The sequence below is a fragment of the Gordonia tangerina genome, from assembly GCF_021556435.1.
GTDB classification, from domain to species: Bacteria; Actinomycetota; Actinomycetes; order Mycobacteriales; family Mycobacteriaceae; genus Gordonia; species Gordonia tangerina.
The window spans coordinates 216391-234852 of sequence record NZ_JAKGCU010000003.1 but is presented as its reverse complement, the minus strand read 5'-3'; the positions used below and the strand labels follow the sequence as shown (position 1 = coordinate 234852).

Genomic DNA, 18462 nt, shown 5'->3' with positions numbered 1-18462 from the left:
ACTCCTCCAGTCGTGCGCCGCTCTCGCAGGTCGCGTTGGGTGTTGTGCTGGTGTCGATGTCGGTCGGGTGGCGGTCGGCGACACGGCCGAGGGTCCGACGCGTCAGGATGTGGCGCTGCCCGCGAAGGCCGCCATCGCAGCCTGGAACTCGGCGGACTGCAGCAGCTCGGTCTGCCCGTCGAGTTCCCGGTCGAGCGCGGCCTCGAAGTCACCCATCGTGTGGGCGTCGAGCGCCGCCTTGGTCAATCGCAGCGCGCTGGTCGACGTGCCGGCCAGCTTTCCGATGACCTTGTCGACAGTGGCGTCGAGCGCGGCACGGTCGGCGACCAGCCCGCTGAGCAGCCCTGCACCGAAAGCCTCCGCAGCCGGCAGCTTTTCACCCAACAGCGCCATGGTGTTGGCACGCGCGCGCCCGATCGAGGAGGCCACCAGCATCGATGCCCCGCCGTCGGGCATCAGTCCGATGTTGATGAAGGCCAGCAGAAAGTAGGACCGTTCGGTCGCATAGACGAGGTCCGCGGCCATCGCCAACGATGCACCGATGCCGACCGCCGGCCCGTCCACCGACGCGATGACCGGAACCGGGACCGCACGCACTGCACGGGCGAGCTCGGAGCCGCCGGAGATGACGCCCCGGGCCTGCGTGGCATCGAGGCCACCGGTCGGGTTGCCGCCCGCGGTCTGCGCGATGTCGATGACATCGGCGCCGGTGCTGAAGCTGCCGCCGACGCCGTCGATGATGACCACCCGCACGTCATCGCGCTGGGACCACTCGCCGAGCGCGTCCATGATCGTGCGGGTGGCTGCGCCGTTGAGCGCATTCATCCGATGCTGCCGGTCGATCTCGATCCGGGCCACCCCTCGTGCGTCGACCTCGGCCCGCACTTCGTCCACGGCAGCGTCGTGTTCGCTCACTGTTCGCCTCACTCCTCAGCTTTGTCGCCCTCGCCTGTCACGGGTGGATCGACGCCCACAGTACTACCACAGTGCGACCTAGATCACGAGAATACTCATTAACTTTCCTTTACGGAAATACCCTTTTTCCTGGACTTTTGTCCCAAACAAAGAAATCACGGGTGGAGAAGATCGACTCCGGCTAAGCTCGCATCCCATGGCTTCACGTTCGTCGACTCCGGCTGCCCCGCAGGGCCGCAAGCCACGGCGCCGGCCGGCCGATCGGCGCGATGTCATCCTGCGCGTGGCCGCGAAGGCTTTCAGCGACAGCGGGTATCACGCCGTGCGTCTCGACGACATCGCCGACGCCGCGGGCATCTCCGCGCCCGCGCTCTACCGGCATTTTCCGAACAAGTACGCGCTTTTCGCCGAGACCGCGCGCTCGTTGGCCGGCGCCCTGGCAGCAGCAACCGCCGCGGTGCCGTCGTCGCCCGAAGACCCCGCCGGCGAGCTGCGCGGGTTGCTCGGCGCACTCACGGCAGCGGCCGTGGACAACCGCCGGACCGGCGGGATCTACCACTGGGAGGCCGACTACCTCGTCGACGACGACGCCCGGTATGTCCGGACGGTGGTGGTCGACCAGCATCGTCGTATACGCAGCGTCCTGTATGCGTGCCGTCCGGATCTCGACGGTGCCGCAGCAGATCTCATCACCGCCGCCATGACCAGCGCAGTCGCCAGTCCCGCCACTCACCGGACGGTCCTGGCCGCACGACAGATCGTGACGCTGATCACCGACGCCGCGATGTCACTGACGGATGTGGAGCTCCCGCCCGAATCCACTCCGAGGATCGGACCCGCCGGCGGGCTGTCCCCCACGTCGAAACGTGAGGTGCTGCTGGCTGAGTCGATCCGACTCTTCGCCGCCCGCGGATTCCGCGAGGTGACCATCGACGACATCGCGCGCGCCGCCGATCTGCCCCCGTCCGGCGTGTACCGCCATTTCGAGAGCAAGGCCGCGATCCTGCAGGCCGCGTTCTGGCGCGCATCGGACCGCGTCACGGCGATGATCTCCGATGCGCTCGCGCGCGCCGCCACCCCCCGACAGGCGATCGTCGCGCTGGTGACCGGTTACTGCGACATGTGTTGCACAAACAACGACATCCTCGCCGTCTACGCCAGCGAGATCGGAAACATCGAACCGCGCCAGCGCACCGAGCTGCGCGCCCAGCAACGGATCAACGTCGAGGAGTGGGCAGGCTGGCTGACCCGCGATCGACCCGAGCTGACTCCGGTGCAGGCACGCTTTCTGGTTCAGGCAGCACTCAATGTCACGATGGACCTGACCCGCCCCCGCCGTCGACCCTCGGCCGAGCGCGTCAGCAGCCTGGGACTGCGGCTACTCCTGGCCGACCACGCCCCCAGGCAATCAGACGGTGTCCAGATCAGCCAGTAGCCATCGGCCGTCGCGTCGCTCCAACGTGACCTTGACCCGAGACTGGTATGGGATACCCTCGGGCACTTGCGAACTCACTTCCGGAGAGGTGACCGTCTGATCGAGTGTCACCAGCACGACCGCGGTGCCGTCGGACAATGACTCCACGCCCGCATCATTGGCAACCGCCCGCGAAGTGCCACTGACCGAGGCGTTGCCGCGCCGCGCATCCGCCGAGGAGGTGATGTAGGTCTTCGCGAATTCCGGAGTGGAGATCTCGCGAATGCGACGGTCGAGATCGTCATAGCGAGCCGGATCATAGGTGGCGACCGTGGCCGCATAATCCCGCGCGATGCGCATGACCTCGGAGCGAGTGGCTGCCGACGGCCCCGCCGCGTCGGCGCGATCCTCGGCCTGCACCCAGGCGTAGGCGAAGTAGGCCGTAGTCACGGCCAGTAGCGCCGAGAGCGCGACCAGAATGATCAAGGCGATGCGCGTGCCGCGGCCCCCGCCGCCGGTGGCAACCCTTCCGGGAACCCGGTCGGCCGAATCCGACCCGCCACGTGATCGACCCCCGCGCCGCCCTCCTTTGGACTCGGCCTCGGCTCGTAGCCGGTCGCGCTTCGAGCGGTTGACGGCGAGGAAGTCATCGCCATCAAGAGAGGTGATGTCCTCCGTCGTCCGGGAATCATCGAGGTCGCGACCGGTGACCGATGACGAGTCAGTGCCGGCAGAATCGGCAGCCGCTGCGACGTCGACGCCGCCTTCGTCGGTCGAGGTCGGCCGTTGAGACTTTGGCATGCGACCAATGTAGCGGGCATCGATTGTGTTGTAGGTCACCGCTATCCTGCTTACATATATTTGATGTGATACTTTCTAGCCCAACATCGAGCATCGCTCACCCGATCCTCACGAAAGGCCAGATCAAGCAATGGTGTCCTTCACCGACGAACAGACCGCTTTTGCCAAGGCCGTCGCCGATTTCTGCCAACGCGAAGCCGGTACCCGTGCACAACGTGACGCGCTCACCGACAACGGTGCGGAACTACATTCGCCCGAGCTCTACGGAAAAATGGCCGCTCTCGGGTGGACCGGCATCGTGGTTCCCGAGGACTTCGGCGGCGCCGGCGCGGGCAACGTGGAGATGTGCATCCTGCTGCAGGAGGCGATGCGCGGGAACGCGCCGATCGGTGGCATCGGCCCGACCCTGATCACTGCCGCCGCTTACGAGAAGTTCGCCGACGAACAGCTGAAGAAGAATGTGCTGGCCGGCGTCGTCGACGGCGATTCGTTGTCCATCTCGATGTCGGAGCCCGAGGCCGGCTCCGACGTCGCCAATCTGTCGTGCCGGGCCGAGAAGGTCGACGGCGGCTGGGTCATCAACGGGCAGAAGACCTGGTGCTCCAATGCACACTTCGCCAAGTCCATCCTGCTCATCGCACGGACCGAGAAAACCGACAAGAAGCACGAGGGCCTGACCCAATTCCACATCCCCGCCGGCACTCCGGGTCTGGAGATCAAGGGCATCGACACCCTTGGCGGCCGTGAGGTCAACGACCTGTACTTCACCGATTGCGAGGTGCCCGATTCGGCCGTCGTCGGCGAGGTGGGCAATGGCTGGAACCAGCTGATGGCCGGACTCAACACCGAGCGTCTGATCCTTGCCGCGATGCAACTCGGCGTGGCCGAACGGTCGTTCGCCGACACTCTGGCGTTCATCACCGACCGTAAGCAGTTCGGTCGACCGATCGGCACCTTCCAGGCGCTGCGCCACCGGATGGCCGACCTCGCAACCGAGATCGAGTGCACACGGGAGCTGGTGTACTCGGTGGCCCGGCAGGCCGATGACAACCCCACCAAGCTGTTGCCGCGCGAGGCCTCGATGGCCAAGCTCAAGGCGACCGAGACGTCGAAGCGGATGACGATCGACGCGATGCAGATGATGGGTGGTTACGGCTATGCAACCGAGTTCGACGCCGAGCGTTTGATGCGCGGTGCAATCATCTCGACCGTCTACGGTGGCACAAATGAGATCCAGCGCGACATCATCGGCAAGACCTACGGGCTCTGAGGGTCCGGCGCGCTCGACGTCGCCACGTCTGCGCCGGCGGCCACAGCTCTCCGAGGAGGTCGCCGCCCACCTGCGTGAGCAGATCATGACCGCCACGCTGCGGCCCGGTGATTATGTCCGCATGGACGAGACGGCCGAGCGGCTCGGCGTCAGTGTGACGCCGGTCCGTGAGGCCTTGCTCACCCTACGGGGCGAGGGCATGGTCAACCTCGCGCCGCACCGTGGCTACATCGTCGCCGAACTCAGCCGTACCGATGTCGAGGACCTGTTCTGGTTGCAGGGCGAGATCGCGGTCAAACTGGCGTTGCGTACCGCAGACGCGATCACCCCCGAGCAGATCGCCGACCTCGAATGGCACAACCAACAGCTGCGCAGCGCGTTGACCTCCGGTGACGGCAGTCAGGTCGCCAGCGCGGAGTTCGACTTCCACCGCGTGCACAATCTGATCGCGTCGGGCGGCAAACTGGCCTGGTTCCTGCTCAGCGCCACCCGGTACACCCCGGCGCAGCTGTACGCGACCGACCCGGAATGGGGCGAGGTGGCGGTGGATTCGCATGCGAAGCTCATCGAGGCGTATCGGTCCGGAGACCGAACCCAGGTGGTCGAGCAGACGCGACGACAGTTCGTCGACGGTGCCGCACGCCTGACCAGACACCTGGAGGCCACCGGCATCTGGGATGAACAGAGCTGAGCCCATCACCCGAGCGCCGACTGCACACGACGCGCCGGGGCCGCCCGGCTGAGGTATTCGTCCGCGTCGGGTAGTCTTTGGAAGTGCGCCGCCCAGGGCGGGGCAGGTCACCCCCGACGACCTGCCCCGCCCTGGGCGGCGCGGTCGTTTGAGAGGTCCCGCGAGACCCGCCGCGACCTCATCACGTCGCGGTGCCCCGACGAGACGAAAGGTGCACTCGACATGGACACCGCCGACACCGCCGCGCACCAGCGCCGGGCATCTGCCGTCGGAGGACATGACCCGCTCGCCGGGTGGGAACGACGCGCCGAGTGGCCCCTCGTGGCCATGGCGGTGCTGTTCCTCGCCGCGTACTCATTGCAGGTGCTCGCCGATCCCGGCGAGACGATGAACACAGTGCTCGACGTCGTCATCTTCGCTTCCTGGGCCTGCTTCGCGATCGATTACGTCGTACGCCTGGCCATCACCCCCGATCGCTGGTCGTGGTTCTGGCGCCATCTCGCCGACCTGGCGATCGTTGTCCTGCCGATGTTGCGCCCACTCCGGCTGCTGCGATTGTTGATCCTCATCACCGTGCTGCAAAAGGCGCTCGGCGGCGCCATCCGAGGCCGCGTGGTGATCTACACGGCGGCCAGCGCCCTACTCCTGATCTACGTGGCATCACTGGCCATCTACGAGACCGAGGGCCGCCTTCCCGATGCCACCATCACTTCCTTCGGCGACGCCCTCTGGTGGTCCATGACCACGGTGACGACCGTCGGCTACGGCGACTACTACCCGATCACCACGACGGGTCGGGTCATCGCCGGACTGCTCATGCTCGGCGGGATCAGTGTGATCGGTGTCGTCACCGCCACCATCGCGTCGTGGATCGTCCAGCGTGTCGCCGACGACGACGAGGCCAACGCGGCGGCGACGTCCGCCGAGATCCAGACGCTGCGCACCGAGGTGGCCGAACTGCGCCGTGATCTGGCGCGCCACCGCGAGGCCGCCGAGGTCTGATCCGGGCATCCCGGAGAGCCGAAATCCCCCGCCACCTGGTGCAGGTGACGGGGGATTGTGTTGCTCCCCCAACTGGACTCGAACCAGTAACCGTTCGATTAACAGTCGAATGCTCTGCCAATTGAGCTATGGGGGAATGCTCTCGAACCGAGTGATGACTCTAGCGCATGGACGCGCCGGAGAACAAAACGCCTGCACGCCCGTTCTCCGGCGCCCCGTACCCGCATGAAGCCGAACCGTGTGAGGTCAGTGCCCGGCCACGACGTCCGCCTCGTCGAAGGTGCGGGGTGTCCGCGCGTTGGGCAGGAACCAGTATGCGATGCACACCAGACCGAAGAAGAGGTAGCCCAGTGCGACTTCCGGGGCGGCCGCCCAGCTCACCTCGGGCGCATGAATGAGCCCGATGAACGACAGCACCGCACCCACGGCGCAAGCGATCGCGGCGAAGTGGAATTTCTTGTCCAGGATGAAGGTGACGATGGTGCCCAACACCAGGCCGACGAGGACCGCGCCTTCGCCCAGCGTCTTCAGGCCGTCGTAGACCAGACCCGCGTTGCCGAGCGCCTCAGCGCCGACTTCCGCGGCGGTCGTGCCCGCCGCGCTCAGCGCGTTGTCGATCATTCCCCGGCCCCATTCGGCGAGATTGGGCAGAATCGCAGCGACCACCGCGATCGCATGAATCCTGGGAACGGCCTGGAATGCCTGCGCACCGATCAGGAGACCGATGTAGAGCAGGATGGGCACGATCGCGGGAACCGGGAGCAACGCCTCCAACACACCGAAGAGGCCGACGAAGCAGAGGACCCCGATCACCACCCCGCTGGCCAACGAGTAGCCGGCCCGACCGCCGGCGTCTTTCCAGCCAGGATGTCCGATGTAGACCGCGGGCGGAAACGGCGAACCGAAGGCCGCGCCGACACAGGCGCCTGCACCGTCGGCCAACAGCACACTGCGCAGGTTGTAGTTGTCGCCTGCCGCGGCTGCGCTCTCCACATTGCTCATCGCCTCGGTGAAGTTGTAGACGCCCAGCGGTATGGCGGTACCGAGCAGCGGCGCGAGGTCACCGAGTCCGGAGAACAACATGTCGAAGCGTTGATCCGGAATCCCGACCGCGATGTCGGAGACGGCCTGTTCGAGATCGGGCACCGACATGTAGCCGCCGATCCAGCCGATCGCGGTGCCCACCAACAGTGCGGCCAGCCCGACGGGAATGTTGCCGGGCAGCCGCACGTCGGTGAAGAAACCGATCAAGATGATCGCCAACACCGGCAGACCGATCCAGGCGACCTCCCACATCTGGGCGGCCGGGCGCATGGCGATGAACGTGATCGAGATACCCGCGAGCGTGCCGAGCATCGCCGCGCGCGGCGTCAGCTTGCGTACGTAAGGCCCCACGAACGCGCCGATCATCACGATCACACCGATCATGAACGCCCACGCGAGCCCGGCCTCCCAGGCCTGCATCGCATCGTTGGTGGTCAGATAGACCGGCAACATCACGACGAAGACCACGATGAACATGTGCGGCACGCTGGGTCCGTACGGCAACGCGGTGACGTCGGTACGCCGTTCGCGCTTGGCGAGTCGCCGCGCGAGGAATGTGTAGTACAGGTTGCCGAGTATCAGCGCGACGCCAAGCGCCGGCAGCACCGTGCCCAGTACGTCGCCGGCGGGAATCTGGACGACAGCGATCATGAGCCCCGTCAGCGTGAGCACGTTGACGAGGATGTTGAATCCGAGTCCGAAGAACGCGTTGGTGTCACCGCGGGTCCACCACGGAACGGGCGGTGGCGCCGGCGACAACGCCGGGTCGGCGGGCGGAGCGGGGTCGGTGGTGGTACTCATCGGTGGTTCGATCCTCTCGGCAACAGGTGACGTGCCCGCTTCAGGAGACTGCGGAGCCGGGCACAGGTGACGTCGGCGACGCTGCCGGCTGATCGGTGAGGGCGGCGACGAGCACGCCGCTCGGCGCGGTCCAGCCGAAGATCCCGCCCTGCGCGGCGATCATCTCCAGGCCCACTCGCTGGAACTCTGGGAAATACGAACCGACGCAATCGGATACGACGACGCATTCGTATCCGCGGTCGTTGGCCTCGCGGGTGGTGGTGTGCACGCACACCTCGGTGGTGACGCCGGTGACGAGGAGCTGGGTGACGCCATGTTCGGCGAGCACGGTGTCGAGGTCGGTGGCGTAGAAGGCGCCTTTACCGGGTTTGTCGATCACCACTTCGCCACCGACCGGCGCCAGCTCGTCGATGATGTCGTGGCCGTATTCGCCCCGAATCAGGATCCGGCCGTATGCACCGGGATCGCCTATCCGTTTGGCCGGCGTCCCGCGGTTGAGCTTGGCCGGTGGACAGTCGGACAGATCCGGCAGGTGACCTTCGCGCGTATGGATCACCAGCATCCCGGCCGCACGCGCGGCGGCGAGTAGCTCGGCCAACGGTGCGACCACCTGCTGTAGCCGCGACACATCGTTGCCGAGGGTCTCGCCGAAACCACCCGGCAGCAGGAAGTCGCGTTGCATGTCGATGATGACCAGAGCGGTACGTGCGATGTCGAGGTGCAGCGGTGCGGGTAGGGCGGCGATGGTCACGGGTTGGGCCACGGGACAAGCCTTTGCCGAAATGGGTGTAGTGACCGAGCATCGTGTTGGTCTCGATCGGTTGGTCGAGTACCTCCTCGACGGTGAACGTGCGACCGATGGTCGGCGTCACGAGCACGTCCAGGTCGCGCCATGTGCGGGCAACCTGGGCGCGCAGTTGCTGGAGTTCTTGCAGTGCGGCGAAGGCGTCGACGGCGGTGTATTTCTGGCCGCTGCGCAGGATGTCGCGCACCACCGGATGGATGGCGTCGGGCCGCTGGGCGAGGAAGTCACCGAACACCACCAGGCGCTCGGCCACCCACGGTCCGGCATAGAGCAGTTCACCGGCCGCCAGAAACGGCGCCAGCGACACCTCGACGATGTCGACAGCCGCGGCGAACCCGTTGTGCATCAACCTGTCCCGAAATGACAGATGCGCCGCACGCATGGCTTCGTCACCGAAGAACTCCAGTTCGGACAACGGCGGCAGACCCACCCGAATCGGGCCGCCGGCGTACTTCGGTCCCGGGCTACGCGACCACGGATCGTCGTCGTCACGACCCGCCATCACCGCCATCACCCGGTCGACGTCGTCGATGCAACCGGCCATCGTGGTGATGCAGTCCAGGGATTTACACGCGGGCACCAGCCCCACGGTGCTGATGAGCCCTCGCGAAGGTTTGTATCCCAGGACCCCGTTGAGTGCGGCGGGCACTCGCCCGGAGCCGGCGGTATCGGTCGCTACCGCGAACGGCACCTCACCGAGGGCGACTGCGAGCGCCGACCCAGAACTCGACCCACCCGAGATCATCTGTCCGCCGTACACACTGCGCGGCACCGTGTACGGTGTTCGGGTGCCGTTGAGCCCGGTGGCGAACTGGTCGAGATTGGTCTTGCCGACATAGAGCGCCCCCGCGTCGAGCAGGTGCTGCACCGCCGGCGCCGTCATCTTTGGGACGTAGGCATAGTCCGGACACGACAGCGTCGTGGGCACCCCGGCGACGTCGATGCTGTCCTTGACCCCGAAAGGGACGCCGTAGAGCGGGAGCGCCCGGGCCCCGGGACGTCTCTCGAGATCTGCCGCCGCGGCCAGCAGGTCCTCGCGACCGACGGTCGACGGCCAAGTGCCGTCGTCGCCGCGTGCATCGATCGCGTCGGCGACGATCCGCGCAGTCCGTGTCGGCGACCCACTGCCGGACACATGATTAGCGAGGATCTCCGCGACGGACGGGCCGAGTGCAGGTCCCCTAAGGGACCGACCACCAATCTCCATAGCGTCGATTGCCGACAGAATATGTGGCGGCCGCGGATCGTCTGTGTGTCGGTTGTGTTAGCGACGCCGAGGCGGGTCGACGGCGGACGGACCGGTGCACGCCCCGCAGCTACGTCGCGGTATCCCCCGGCGGCGCAGCCAGATCGAGGTACTGAAGATGCTTGTGGTCACGCAACGCGGCCACCGCGGCGACCGGATCGTTGGTCTCCAAGGCCTCGACGATTGCCAGATGACGCCGAAAGCCGTCATCGGGTCCGTGATGGTCCACGGTCTCCGCCCGCAGGTTCACCGCCATCGGCAACTGGAGCTTGAGCAGAATGGGCTCGAGTGCGATGTCGAGCTGCCGATTACCCGCCAGACCCACCACCGCAGCATGGAAATGTCGATGGGCGTCATCCTTGGCGAGGTCATCGGTGGCCGTCTTCATCTCCTCGACCGCCGCCCGCACCGGCGCGAGTTGCTCGACCGGGTCGTTCAGCGGGAGCGCCGACTCCACCGCGAACCTCTCCAACACCTGCCGCAACTCGAAGAGCTGCACGATGTCGCGGGGAGACCATTCCGCGTACCACGCCTCGGCTGATGCTCGACCAGGCCCTGTTGCGCCAGCAGGCGCAGCGCCTCACGCACCGGAGCTCGGCTGATGCCGAGATCGGCACACAGAGTCTCCTCGACGATCTTCGCCCCGGGGGAGAGTCCACCGGAGAGTATCGCGTCGCGGATACGTCGGCCCGCCACGTCGACCAGACTTTCGGGGAGGTCGCGGTCTTCGCTCGCCCCGTCGCCCCCGGCCATGCGCTCCTCGTTCGTCACTGTGCTCGTGTCATCCGCTGTGGATTCCCTGCAGTCTAGTGTGCCGTGTTGCGCCGCGGCGCCGACCAGGTCGGCGAGCCGGTGCGGTAATGTGCAGCGTCGGGCATGCGCAGCGCTCATGCCGGGGGCGGTAGCTCAGTTGGTTAGAGCCGCGGACTCATAATCCGTAGGTCGCGGGTTCGAGCCCCGCCCGCCCCACCAGAGACTCCGAGACGTCGGTGCACCAAACTGGACGTTCGTTTCCCAAACGAAGTCAACGACGCCGGATTCGACACTCCGGCACAGCACTTCGCGTGCCCAACCGCGACGGCTCGGTGGTACCCCACCGGCACCACCGTCCCCACGAGGCCACTCGGGCAACTCCAAACCCTCTGCACGCCAGCCTGACTCACAGTGTTCACCGCGACGACACGCGCGGTGTCACCCAAAGGGGGGAAAGTTTCCCGATCCAAACCGGCGCGGGGTAGGGTTCGAGATCATCACATCGACCTTCACCACGACTCAGTTGCCCGGATCGGCCCACCGGTCCACCTCCCCCTCCCCCACTCGCGGAAATCTCGATGACGCTTGCCGTTCGTGTTCCCCGAAAGTCGCTCCGAATCAACACAAGTGAAAGCATTACGACCACCCGACGGTGGCGTACGTCCATGCCCATCATCGGCCTCACGGCACTCTCGGTGGTCGCCGTCGGGCTCCTGACCGCCCCTGCGCCCGCGCCCGCTGATGCGCATGGTGCGCCGACGTTCAACCTGTTCATCCCGGGGACCTGGGAGACTGATGAGACCGCTGATCCGAGCACCCCGATCGGCGCCCTCAAGCCCATCGCCGAACGCATCCGTCGCGACCACGGCACCTCTGCGCACATCTACTTCCTGCCCTACCTCGCTCGCGCATTCGACAACGGAGAGAGCTACGGAGTGAGCAAGGCCACGGCTCTGGACAACGCGGCCCGCGTCCTGCGTGACTTCACCGCCCGACATCCGACAGCGAAGGTGACGATCACCGGCTACAGCCAAGGCGCGGATGCTGCCGGGGACCTCGCGTCGGCGATCGGGAACCGGATCGGCCCGGTCACCCCTGACAAAGTGCTCGCCGTCGCACTGCTGGCCGACCCACGTGCGGGTACCCGCGGCGAAACCGTCGTCGGACCACGAGCCGACGGTGTCGGAATCGCCGACCCACGCCCGGCCGGCATGGGCACGCTGGCCGGACGGGTCTCATCGATCTGCGCTCCCGCCGACCTCTACTGCTCGATCGACAAGCGGCAGAACCCATTCCTCGGTCAGCTGGGGTCGGCCTTGGGCAAGACACCGGACCAGGCCGTGCTCGCCGTCCGCCGCGCGGCGACTGCCGCCGGCACACTGGCCTCACTCGATCTGCACGGCATCGCGGCAGGGTTGGCCGCGCTGCCGACACAAGCCGCCGATGGTGACCTCGCGGCGGCGCACGCGACCGCCACCGAGCTCAACGCCGACCTGCGACCCCTGGTGACCCTCGCCGCGGCGGTCGACTTCGCCGAGATCTCTGCCGTTCTCGCACTGATCCCCGACGAGACCGGATTCGCCAAGGCGATGTCCGTGGTCGCGGCGGGACTCTCCCATGTCGACGTGGAACGTACCGCCGACCTGGTGGGCCGAATCCAACAGGTGACCTGGGTGGCCGCCGCCGAGGTGGGACAGCGCGCAGGCGCCAAAACCCTACCGGTCACCGGGCATACGCGCGCCGAGGTCGCCCGCCTCGGCCGCGAGCTCGGCCAGGTCGCCCGTGGCGTCGTGTCCGCCACACCGCAGGCGGGCTCCGGGATGCCGGTCGTGTCACCGGACTTCAAGAACTCGGCGACCGCGGTGACCCGCATCGTCGCGAAGTACGCGATCACCGACCCGGCCACCCTGGTCACCGACGCGGTCTCGGCCGGAAAATTCTATTCCGGTGAGAGTCACGTTCACTACGGGTCACTGGTCGTCGACGCCAACGGCAACAACGCCGTGAGCTGGCTGGCCCAATGGCTCACGACGGCCATCGCCCAGGCCTGACCACCCAGGCGTGACTGGTGAGGAGCGCCACAGTGGCGCCTCGCCGACCTGCCCGGTCGGACAGGTCGGGTGATAATTCTCCCAACGCACGGTCGCGAAGGGGGCACAACATGCGGGGAACCGATCACATCTGGGGACGGCCCAAACCGGCACCCGACCGTTGTCGCGGCCCGCACACCTACGGCGGGGGTTGCACCTTCAACGCCGACGACCCGCACCGGCCACTTTTCCCCGAGCAGCTCCGCCCGGGCGCGAGGAACGCGACCGCCGCGTGATGACCGCGGCACCCTGACCGAACAAGTCAGCCGACTCCGGTGTCGGGATCGACGGCCTGCTCGAGCAGACTGCGCCGATAGGCCTCCAAGGCCACCAGGTCCCCGAACACTGCGTTGTAGCCATCCGGGTCCTCGCCCGGCGCCATCCGACGCAGCCGCGACTTGATGTCGGCGATCTGGGCTCCGACCCAGACCTCCTGCAGCCGCGCCAACACGCTGCTGATGTACCGGGAGATGTTGTCCTCGGTGACCGGCATCGACTCCACGGCGAGTTCGGTCACCAACGGACCGAGGACCGGATCGTCGACGCCGTTGTGCACCGCATCCACCCACTCGGCGCCGCCCATACCGGCCGACGTGCCACCGAGCGCGGACATCGCCGTTCGAATCGAGGCATATGCGGGTTCGGTGAAACACTGCACCGGCAGCGAATCGAACACGGTCCCGGCGACGGCCGGGTATTGCAGTGCCGCCTTGAGCGCTTCGCGCTGCGGCCACAAACGCGGGTCGGCGGCCAGCGGTCGCGCAGTGGGCGGCGCCGATGCCGCCTCCGGTCGCTGGCGCCGGATGGAGGTGACCTGCCCCGAACGCCCGCTGTTGCGCGCTGCGCTGCCCGTCGCCCGGGCGTATCGCGCGCCCTCCTCACGTACCCGTCCGAGCACCTGGGCCACATCCTCCCAGCCCACCCAGCCGGCAAGCTGCCGCGCGTACTCGTCGCGCAGGGCGACGTCCTTGATCCGCGCGACGACCGGAACCGTCTCGCGCAATGCGTGCACGCGACCCTCTGCGGTGTCGAGATCATGACTGCCCAACAAGGCCTTGATCGCGAACTCGAACATCGGTACCCGCCGAGCGACCAGATCACGCACCGCTGCGTCACCACGTTCCTGCCGGAGTTCGCAGGGGTCCATCCCCTCGGGCGCCACCGCCACGAACGTCTGTCCGGCGATACTCTGCTCGCCTTCGAAAGCTTTGAGCGCCGCGGCCTTTCCGGCTTCGTCACCGTCGAAGGTATAGATCACCTCACCGCGAAAATACGAGTCATCCATCATCAACCGTCGCAACAGCGCCAGATGGTCCTCACCGAATGCGGTCCCACACGAGGCCACCGCGGTGGTCACGCCCGCGAGATGCATCGCCATCACATCGGTGTAGCCCTCGACGATCACCACCTGGTGCCCCTTGGCGATGTTCTTCTTCGCGTGGTCGAGCCCGAACAACACCTGAGACTTCTTGTACAGCATGGTCTCCGGCGTGTTCATGTACTTGCCGAGGTTGTCATCGGAGAACAACTTGCGCGCCCCGAAGCCGATGATGTCGCCGCCGAGATTGCGGATCGGCCACAGCAGTCGGCGATGGAACCGGTCGATGGGCCCTTTCCGCCCCTGCTTGGACAGCCCGGCGGCTTCGAGTTCGCTGAATTCGAAGCCCTGGGACAGCAGCGCCTTCGTCATGGTGTCCCAACCGGCCGGCGCATATCCGCAACCGAACGTCGCAGCGGTGGCGGCGTCGAAGTTCCGTTCGGTCAGGTAGTCGCGGGCGGGTTGCGCCTCCGGCGACTGAAGTTGTTGTGCGTAGAACTTCTGGGCGGCGGCATTGGCCGCCACCAGGCGTGCTCGGGTTCCGCGGTCACGGATGATCGCGGTGCCGCCGCCCTCGTAATGGATCTGGTAACCGATGCGATCGGCAAGCTGCTGCACCGCCTCGACGAATGAGATGTGCTCCTGCTTCTGCAGGAAGCTGTAGACGTCGCCGCCCTCTCCACAGCCGAAACAGTGGAAGTGTCCGTGATTCGGCCGAACGTGGAACGACGGGGACTTCTCATCGTGGAACGGGCACAGCCCCTTCAAGCTGTCGGCCCCGGCCCGGCGCAGCGCCACGTAATCACCGACGATCTCCTCGATGCGTGTCTGCTCACGGATCGCCGTGATGTCACGATCGGGAATTCGGCCTGGCACGCCGACCAGTGTAGTGAGTGCACGCCGCGTCGCCGCAGCCCTACTCACACTCAGCCGAGGTGTGCCTGAGCTCCCGAGTTCTGCCGGTCCGAACGTTCGAGCCTGCCCTCGGTCATCGACGCGATCTGATCAACGATGACCCGCAGCCGCGCAGCGTCATCGGAGGCGTCCTGCCAGAACGGCACGAAGATCGGGTCGAGCCCACCGGGGGCGGCGGCGGTCAACCAGTCGGCAACGCGATGGATTCGTTCGCGCTGGCGCCGCTGGGTGGCCTTGTGTCGTTCGTTGGAGAAGATGAACCGCAGCGCAAGTGTCTTCAAGATGGCGACCTCGGCCGCCACCAGCGGCGAGACGGTGAGGTCGGCGTCATAGCGCGACACCGACCGGTCCCCGACCATCGCCCGGGTGCCGGTGATCGCCGCCGACGCGAACCGGCCGATCAGTTCGCTGGTGAGCCGCTTCAATGTGACCGCGCTGTCGAGGCTCCCGTCGTAACCACCGGCGGCCATGACGATCTCCATCCGGGACAACCGCTGAGCGGCGTCGATGAGTGCGCCCGCCTCGAGGCCCTCGAACTCCTTGACGCCGATGTCGGCCAAGGCACGTTGATCGATGGGATCGGCCAGCGTGCGGAGGTCGATCCGATCGGCGATGACCCCGTCCTCGAGGTCGTGCACGGAGTAGGCGACGTCGTCGGACCAGTCCATCACCTGGGCTTCGATACACTGCCGGCCCGCCGCGGCGCCGTTGCGAATCCAGTCCAGCGCCGACTCGTCGTCGTCGTAGGCGCCGAACTTCACTGCCGGCGGCCGGCGCGTCCAGGGGTACTTCAGGGTGGCGTCCAGCGACGCCCGGGTCAGATTGAGTCCCGCACTGCGACCGTTCGCGTCGAGCAACTTCGGTTCCAGCCGAGTGAGGATCCGCAGATTCTGCGCGTTGCCCTCGAATCCACCGATCTCGGCAGCGACCTCGTTGAGAGCACGTTCGCCGTTGTGACCGTACGGCGGATGCCCGATGTCGTGGGCCAGACCGGCCAGTTCCACCAGGTCCGGTTCGCAGCCCAGTCCGATCGCGATGCCGCGGCCGATCTGACCGACCTCGAGCGAGTGCGTGAGTCTGGTACGCGGGGTGTCGCCTTCCCGCGGTCCGACGACCTGCGTCTTGTCGGCGAGACGACGCAGCGCGGCGCAATGCAGCACCCGCGCACGGTCCCGCGCGAAGTCGCTGCGGTGATCCGTGCGGGTACCGGGCAGACTCGCGACCTTCGGCGCTTCCGGCACGAATCGCTCGACGGCCTCGTCACCGTAGTCGGCCGTGAGCGGAATGGCAGACACGCTGGTCGAGCTAGTCAAGCACCCAGCCCCGGGCGACCGCGAAGTCGGTGATGCGCTGGCGGATCGCCACGATCTGTCCGGCGGTCAGGTCGTCGGAGGAGTCGAGCAGCAACTCCGTGATCTCTTCGGTGAAAGCCGACGCGTCGAGCGAACCCCGTGACCGCCGCGGACGCTCGCCACCGTGCGAACGTCCGTGGTCGTGTGTCTCGCGTCGATGCGGACGGCCGGCGGGAGCCTCGTCGGCAGGTGCGGCCTCGGTCACGGCCACGTTGACCGCCTTGGAACCCCGGTCGGTCTCCTCGACGTCGAACTCCACCTTGGCACCGGGTTTGAGCGCCGTCTCGTCGATGTCGATGTCGTTGATGTGCAAAAAGATGTCGGCGCCACCCGACTCCGGCGCGAGAAACCCAAATCCCCGATTTGCGTCGTAGTGCACGACCTTGCCGCTGACGGTCACCGCTTCACTCGCTCTCCTCGTCGCACCACAGTCCGAACCCCGTGCCCGGGCGTGCGACGACAACTCCATCCACAACTATGACAGATATCCGCAGGTCGCACTGGACGCGCCCTTCGTGACGACCCTCCGCAAGCTCCGGGTCTCCTCAGGGATCGATTCGTGACGACCCTCCGCAAGCTCCGGGTCTCAACAGGGATCGGGTGTCACGAAGGTCAGGAACCGAGCAGCTTGCCACCGAGGTACTCCACGACCTTGTCCAGAGCCACCCGCTGCTGACTCATGGTGTCGCGCTCCCGCACGGTCACCGCCTGGTCGTCGAGGGTGTCGAAGTCCACGGTCACACAGAACGGCGTACCGATCTCGTCCTGGCGGCGGTAACGCTTGCCGATACCCTGCGCGTCGTCGAACTCGACGTTCCAGTGCTTGCGCAGTTCCGCGGCGAGGTCCTTCGCCTTGGGGGACAGCTTCTCGTTGCGCGACAGCGGCAGCACCGCCACCTTCACCGGGGCCAGACGACGGTCGAGTTTCAGCACGGTCCGGGTGTCGATGCCGCCCTTGGCGTTCGGCACCTCCTCCTCGGTGTAGGCGTCACACAGGAACGCCATCAGCGAGCGGGTCAAACCGGCCGCCGGCTCGATGACGAACGGGGTGTAGCGCTCACCCGAGGCCTGATCGAAGAACGACAGGTCCTCACCGGAATGCTTGCTGTGGGTCGACAGGTCGAAGTCGGTGCGGTTGGCGACACCTTCGAGTTCACCCCACGGGTTACCGGAGAAACCGAATTTGTACTCGACATCGACGGTGCGCTTCGAGTAGTGCGACAGCTTGTCTTTCGGATGCTCGAACAACCGCAGGTTCTCCGGGTCGATGCCCAGATCCACGTACCAGTTGAACCGATGGTCGATCCAATACTGGTGCCAGTCCTCGTCCTCGCCGGGCTTGACGAAGAATTCCATCTCCATCTGCTCGAACTCCCGGGTCCGGAAGATGAAGTTGCCCGGCGTGATCTCGTTGCGGAAGCTCTTGCCGATCTGCGCGATGCCGAACGGGGGCTTCTTACGCGCCGTGGTCATCACGTTCTTGAAGTTCACGAAGATGCCCTGCGCGGTCTCCGGACGCAAATAGTGCAGGCCCTCTTCGTCGTCGACGGGGCCGAGGAACGTCTTGAGCAGGCCGCTGAACGCGCGCGGCTCGGTCCACTTGCCCGGCTGGCCGGTGTCGGGATCGTTGATGTCGGCCAGACCGTTGGCCGGTGGGTGGCCGTGCTTGATCTCGTAGGCCTCGAGCAGATGATCGGCGCGGTAGCGCTTGTGGGTGTGCAGCGATTCGACGAGCGGATCGGTGAAGACCTCGACGTGGCCCGAGGCCTCCCAGACCTGGCGGGGCAGGATGACCGACGAGTCGAGGCCGACCACGTCCTCGCGACCGGTCACCATTGTGCGCCACCACTGGCGTTTGATGTTGTCCTTGATCTCGACGCCGAGCGGTCCATAATCCCACGCGGAGCGGGTTCCGCCGTAGATCTCACCGCAGGGGTAGACCAGACCTCGACGCTTGGCGAGGTTGACGACGGCTTCAACGCGGTTGGACTGGGCGGCCACGGTTAACTGATCTCCAACGATTCGGTGTTCTCGGGATGACGCCA

General features: G+C 66.4%; 13 protein-coding genes, 2 tRNA genes and 2 pseudogenes. 6 read left to right on the top strand and 11 right to left on the bottom strand.

The features are described from left to right. Nucleotides 1-102: 102 nt before the first annotated feature. On the bottom strand, nucleotides 103-915 hold the full coding sequence (locus tag L1892_RS06300; protein ID WP_235722699.1) for an enoyl-CoA hydratase-related protein: 813 nt from the start codon (nucleotides 913-915) through the stop codon (nucleotides 103-105). Between the two features lie 196 nt (nucleotides 916-1111). Here L1892_RS06300 and L1892_RS06295 point away from each other — a divergent pair, with 196 nt between their 5' ends. Then, nucleotides 1112-2350, top strand: coding sequence for a TetR/AcrR family transcriptional regulator (locus tag L1892_RS06295; RefSeq protein ID WP_235722698.1), 1239 nt, complete (start codon nucleotides 1112-1114; stop codon nucleotides 2348-2350). Here L1892_RS06295 and L1892_RS06290 read toward each other — a convergent pair. After that, a complete protein-coding gene (locus L1892_RS06290) occupies nucleotides 2324-3130 on the bottom strand; it encodes a hypothetical protein (protein ID WP_235722697.1) in 807 nt (268 codons plus the stop codon). The genes L1892_RS06295 and L1892_RS06290 overlap by 27 nt on opposite strands. A gap of 130 nt (nucleotides 3131-3260) precedes the next feature. On the opposite strand from L1892_RS06290, the gene L1892_RS06285 reads away from it, so the two are divergent. The 3 genes from L1892_RS06285 (at nucleotide 3261) to L1892_RS06275 (ending at nucleotide 6093) form a co-directional block, all read left to right on the top strand. Then, nucleotides 3261-4400, top strand: a complete 1140-nt coding sequence (locus L1892_RS06285; RefSeq protein ID WP_235722696.1) for an acyl-CoA dehydrogenase family protein — start codon at nucleotides 3261-3263, stop codon at nucleotides 4398-4400. Beyond that, nucleotides 4357-5091, top strand: a complete 735-nt coding sequence (locus L1892_RS06280) for a GntR family transcriptional regulator (protein ID WP_235722695.1) — start codon at nucleotides 4357-4359, stop codon at nucleotides 5089-5091. Before L1892_RS06285 ends, L1892_RS06280 begins: the two co-directional genes overlap by 44 nt. A 222-nt stretch (nucleotides 5092-5313) precedes the next feature. Further along, on the top strand, nucleotides 5314-6093 hold the full coding sequence (locus L1892_RS06275) for a potassium channel family protein (protein WP_372474973.1): 780 nt from the start codon (nucleotides 5314-5316) through the stop codon (nucleotides 6091-6093). Between the two features lie 63 nt (nucleotides 6094-6156). On the opposite strand, the gene L1892_RS06270 is transcribed toward L1892_RS06275, so the two are convergent. The 5 genes and pseudogenes from L1892_RS06270 to L1892_RS06250 form a co-directional block, all read right to left on the bottom strand. After that, nucleotides 6157-6229: transfer RNA gene (locus L1892_RS06270), tRNA-Asn, on the bottom strand. 110 nt (nucleotides 6230-6339) lie between these two features. Then, entirely contained in the window at nucleotides 6340-7938 is a 1599-nt protein-coding gene (locus L1892_RS06265) for a SulP family inorganic anion transporter (RefSeq protein ID WP_235722693.1), read from the bottom strand. A gap of 40 nt (nucleotides 7939-7978) precedes the next feature. Then, on the bottom strand, nucleotides 7979-8701 hold the full coding sequence (locus tag L1892_RS06260; protein WP_235722692.1) for a cysteine hydrolase family protein: 723 nt from the start codon (nucleotides 8699-8701) through the stop codon (nucleotides 7979-7981). Between the two features lie 13 nt (nucleotides 8702-8714). Next, nucleotides 8715-9950: pseudogene (locus tag L1892_RS06255) on the bottom strand (amidase family protein); the annotation flags it as partial. Nucleotides 9951-10059: 109 nt separating this feature from the next. Then, nucleotides 10060-10742: pseudogene (locus tag L1892_RS06250) on the bottom strand (GntR family transcriptional regulator). Between the two features lie 142 nt (nucleotides 10743-10884). Here L1892_RS06250 and L1892_RS06245 point away from each other — a divergent pair. Together L1892_RS06245 and L1892_RS06240 are read left to right on the top strand one after the other, a co-directional pair. Continuing rightward, nucleotides 10885-10961: transfer RNA gene (locus L1892_RS06245), tRNA-Ile, on the top strand. Nucleotides 10962-11407: 446 nt separating this feature from the next. Then, a complete protein-coding gene (locus L1892_RS06240; RefSeq protein ID WP_235722691.1) occupies nucleotides 11408-12793 on the top strand; it encodes a cutinase family protein in 1386 nt (461 codons plus the stop codon). Nucleotides 12794-13094: 301 nt separating this feature from the next. Here the strand turns inward: L1892_RS06240 and dnaG are convergent, their stop codons facing one another. From dnaG to L1892_RS06220, 4 genes are all read right to left on the bottom strand, one after another. Next, nucleotides 13095-15026: a DNA primase gene (dnaG, locus tag L1892_RS06235; RefSeq protein ID WP_235722690.1), complete on the bottom strand. Its 1932-nt coding sequence runs from the start codon at nucleotides 15024-15026 to the stop codon at nucleotides 13095-13097. Nucleotides 15027-15076: 50 nt separating this feature from the next. Next, nucleotides 15077-16360 (bottom strand): deoxyguanosinetriphosphate triphosphohydrolase, encoded by a 1284-nt coding sequence (locus L1892_RS06230; protein WP_372474972.1) that lies wholly within the window; start codon nucleotides 16358-16360, stop codon nucleotides 15077-15079. A 10-nt stretch (nucleotides 16361-16370) separates the two neighbouring features. Beyond that, nucleotides 16371-16817, bottom strand: a complete 447-nt coding sequence (locus L1892_RS06225; RefSeq protein WP_235722688.1) for a cold-shock protein — start codon at nucleotides 16815-16817, stop codon at nucleotides 16371-16373. 212 nt (nucleotides 16818-17029) lie between these two features. Further along, nucleotides 17030-18418, bottom strand: coding sequence for a glycine--tRNA ligase (locus tag L1892_RS06220; RefSeq protein ID WP_235722687.1), 1389 nt, complete (start codon nucleotides 18416-18418; stop codon nucleotides 17030-17032). Nucleotides 18419-18462 lie beyond the last annotated feature (44 nt).

What these genes read in the sequence shown, in the direction of transcription:
- L1892_RS06240 (WP_235722691.1), top strand. Translation starts at nt 11,408, where the DNA reads ATGCCCATCATCGGCCTCACGGCACTCTCGGTGGTCGCCGTCGGGCTC.
- L1892_RS06290 (WP_235722697.1), bottom strand. Translation starts at nt 3,130, where the DNA reads ATGCCAAAGTCTCAACGGCCGACCTCGACCGACGAAGGCGGCGTCGAC.
- L1892_RS06275 (WP_372474973.1), top strand. Translation starts at nt 5,314, where the DNA reads ATGGACACCGCCGACACCGCCGCGCACCAGCGCCGGGCATCTGCCGTC.
- L1892_RS06285 (WP_235722696.1), top strand. Translation starts at nt 3,261, where the DNA reads ATGGTGTCCTTCACCGACGAACAGACCGCTTTTGCCAAGGCCGTCGCC.
- L1892_RS06280 (WP_235722695.1), top strand. Translation starts at nt 4,357, where the DNA reads ATGAGATCCAGCGCGACATCATCGGCAAGACCTACGGGCTCTGAGGGT.
- L1892_RS06265 (WP_235722693.1), bottom strand. Translation starts at nt 7,938, where the DNA reads ATGAGTACCACCACCGACCCCGCTCCGCCCGCCGACCCGGCGTTGTCG.
- L1892_RS06295 (WP_235722698.1), top strand. Translation starts at nt 1,112, where the DNA reads ATGGCTTCACGTTCGTCGACTCCGGCTGCCCCGCAGGGCCGCAAGCCA.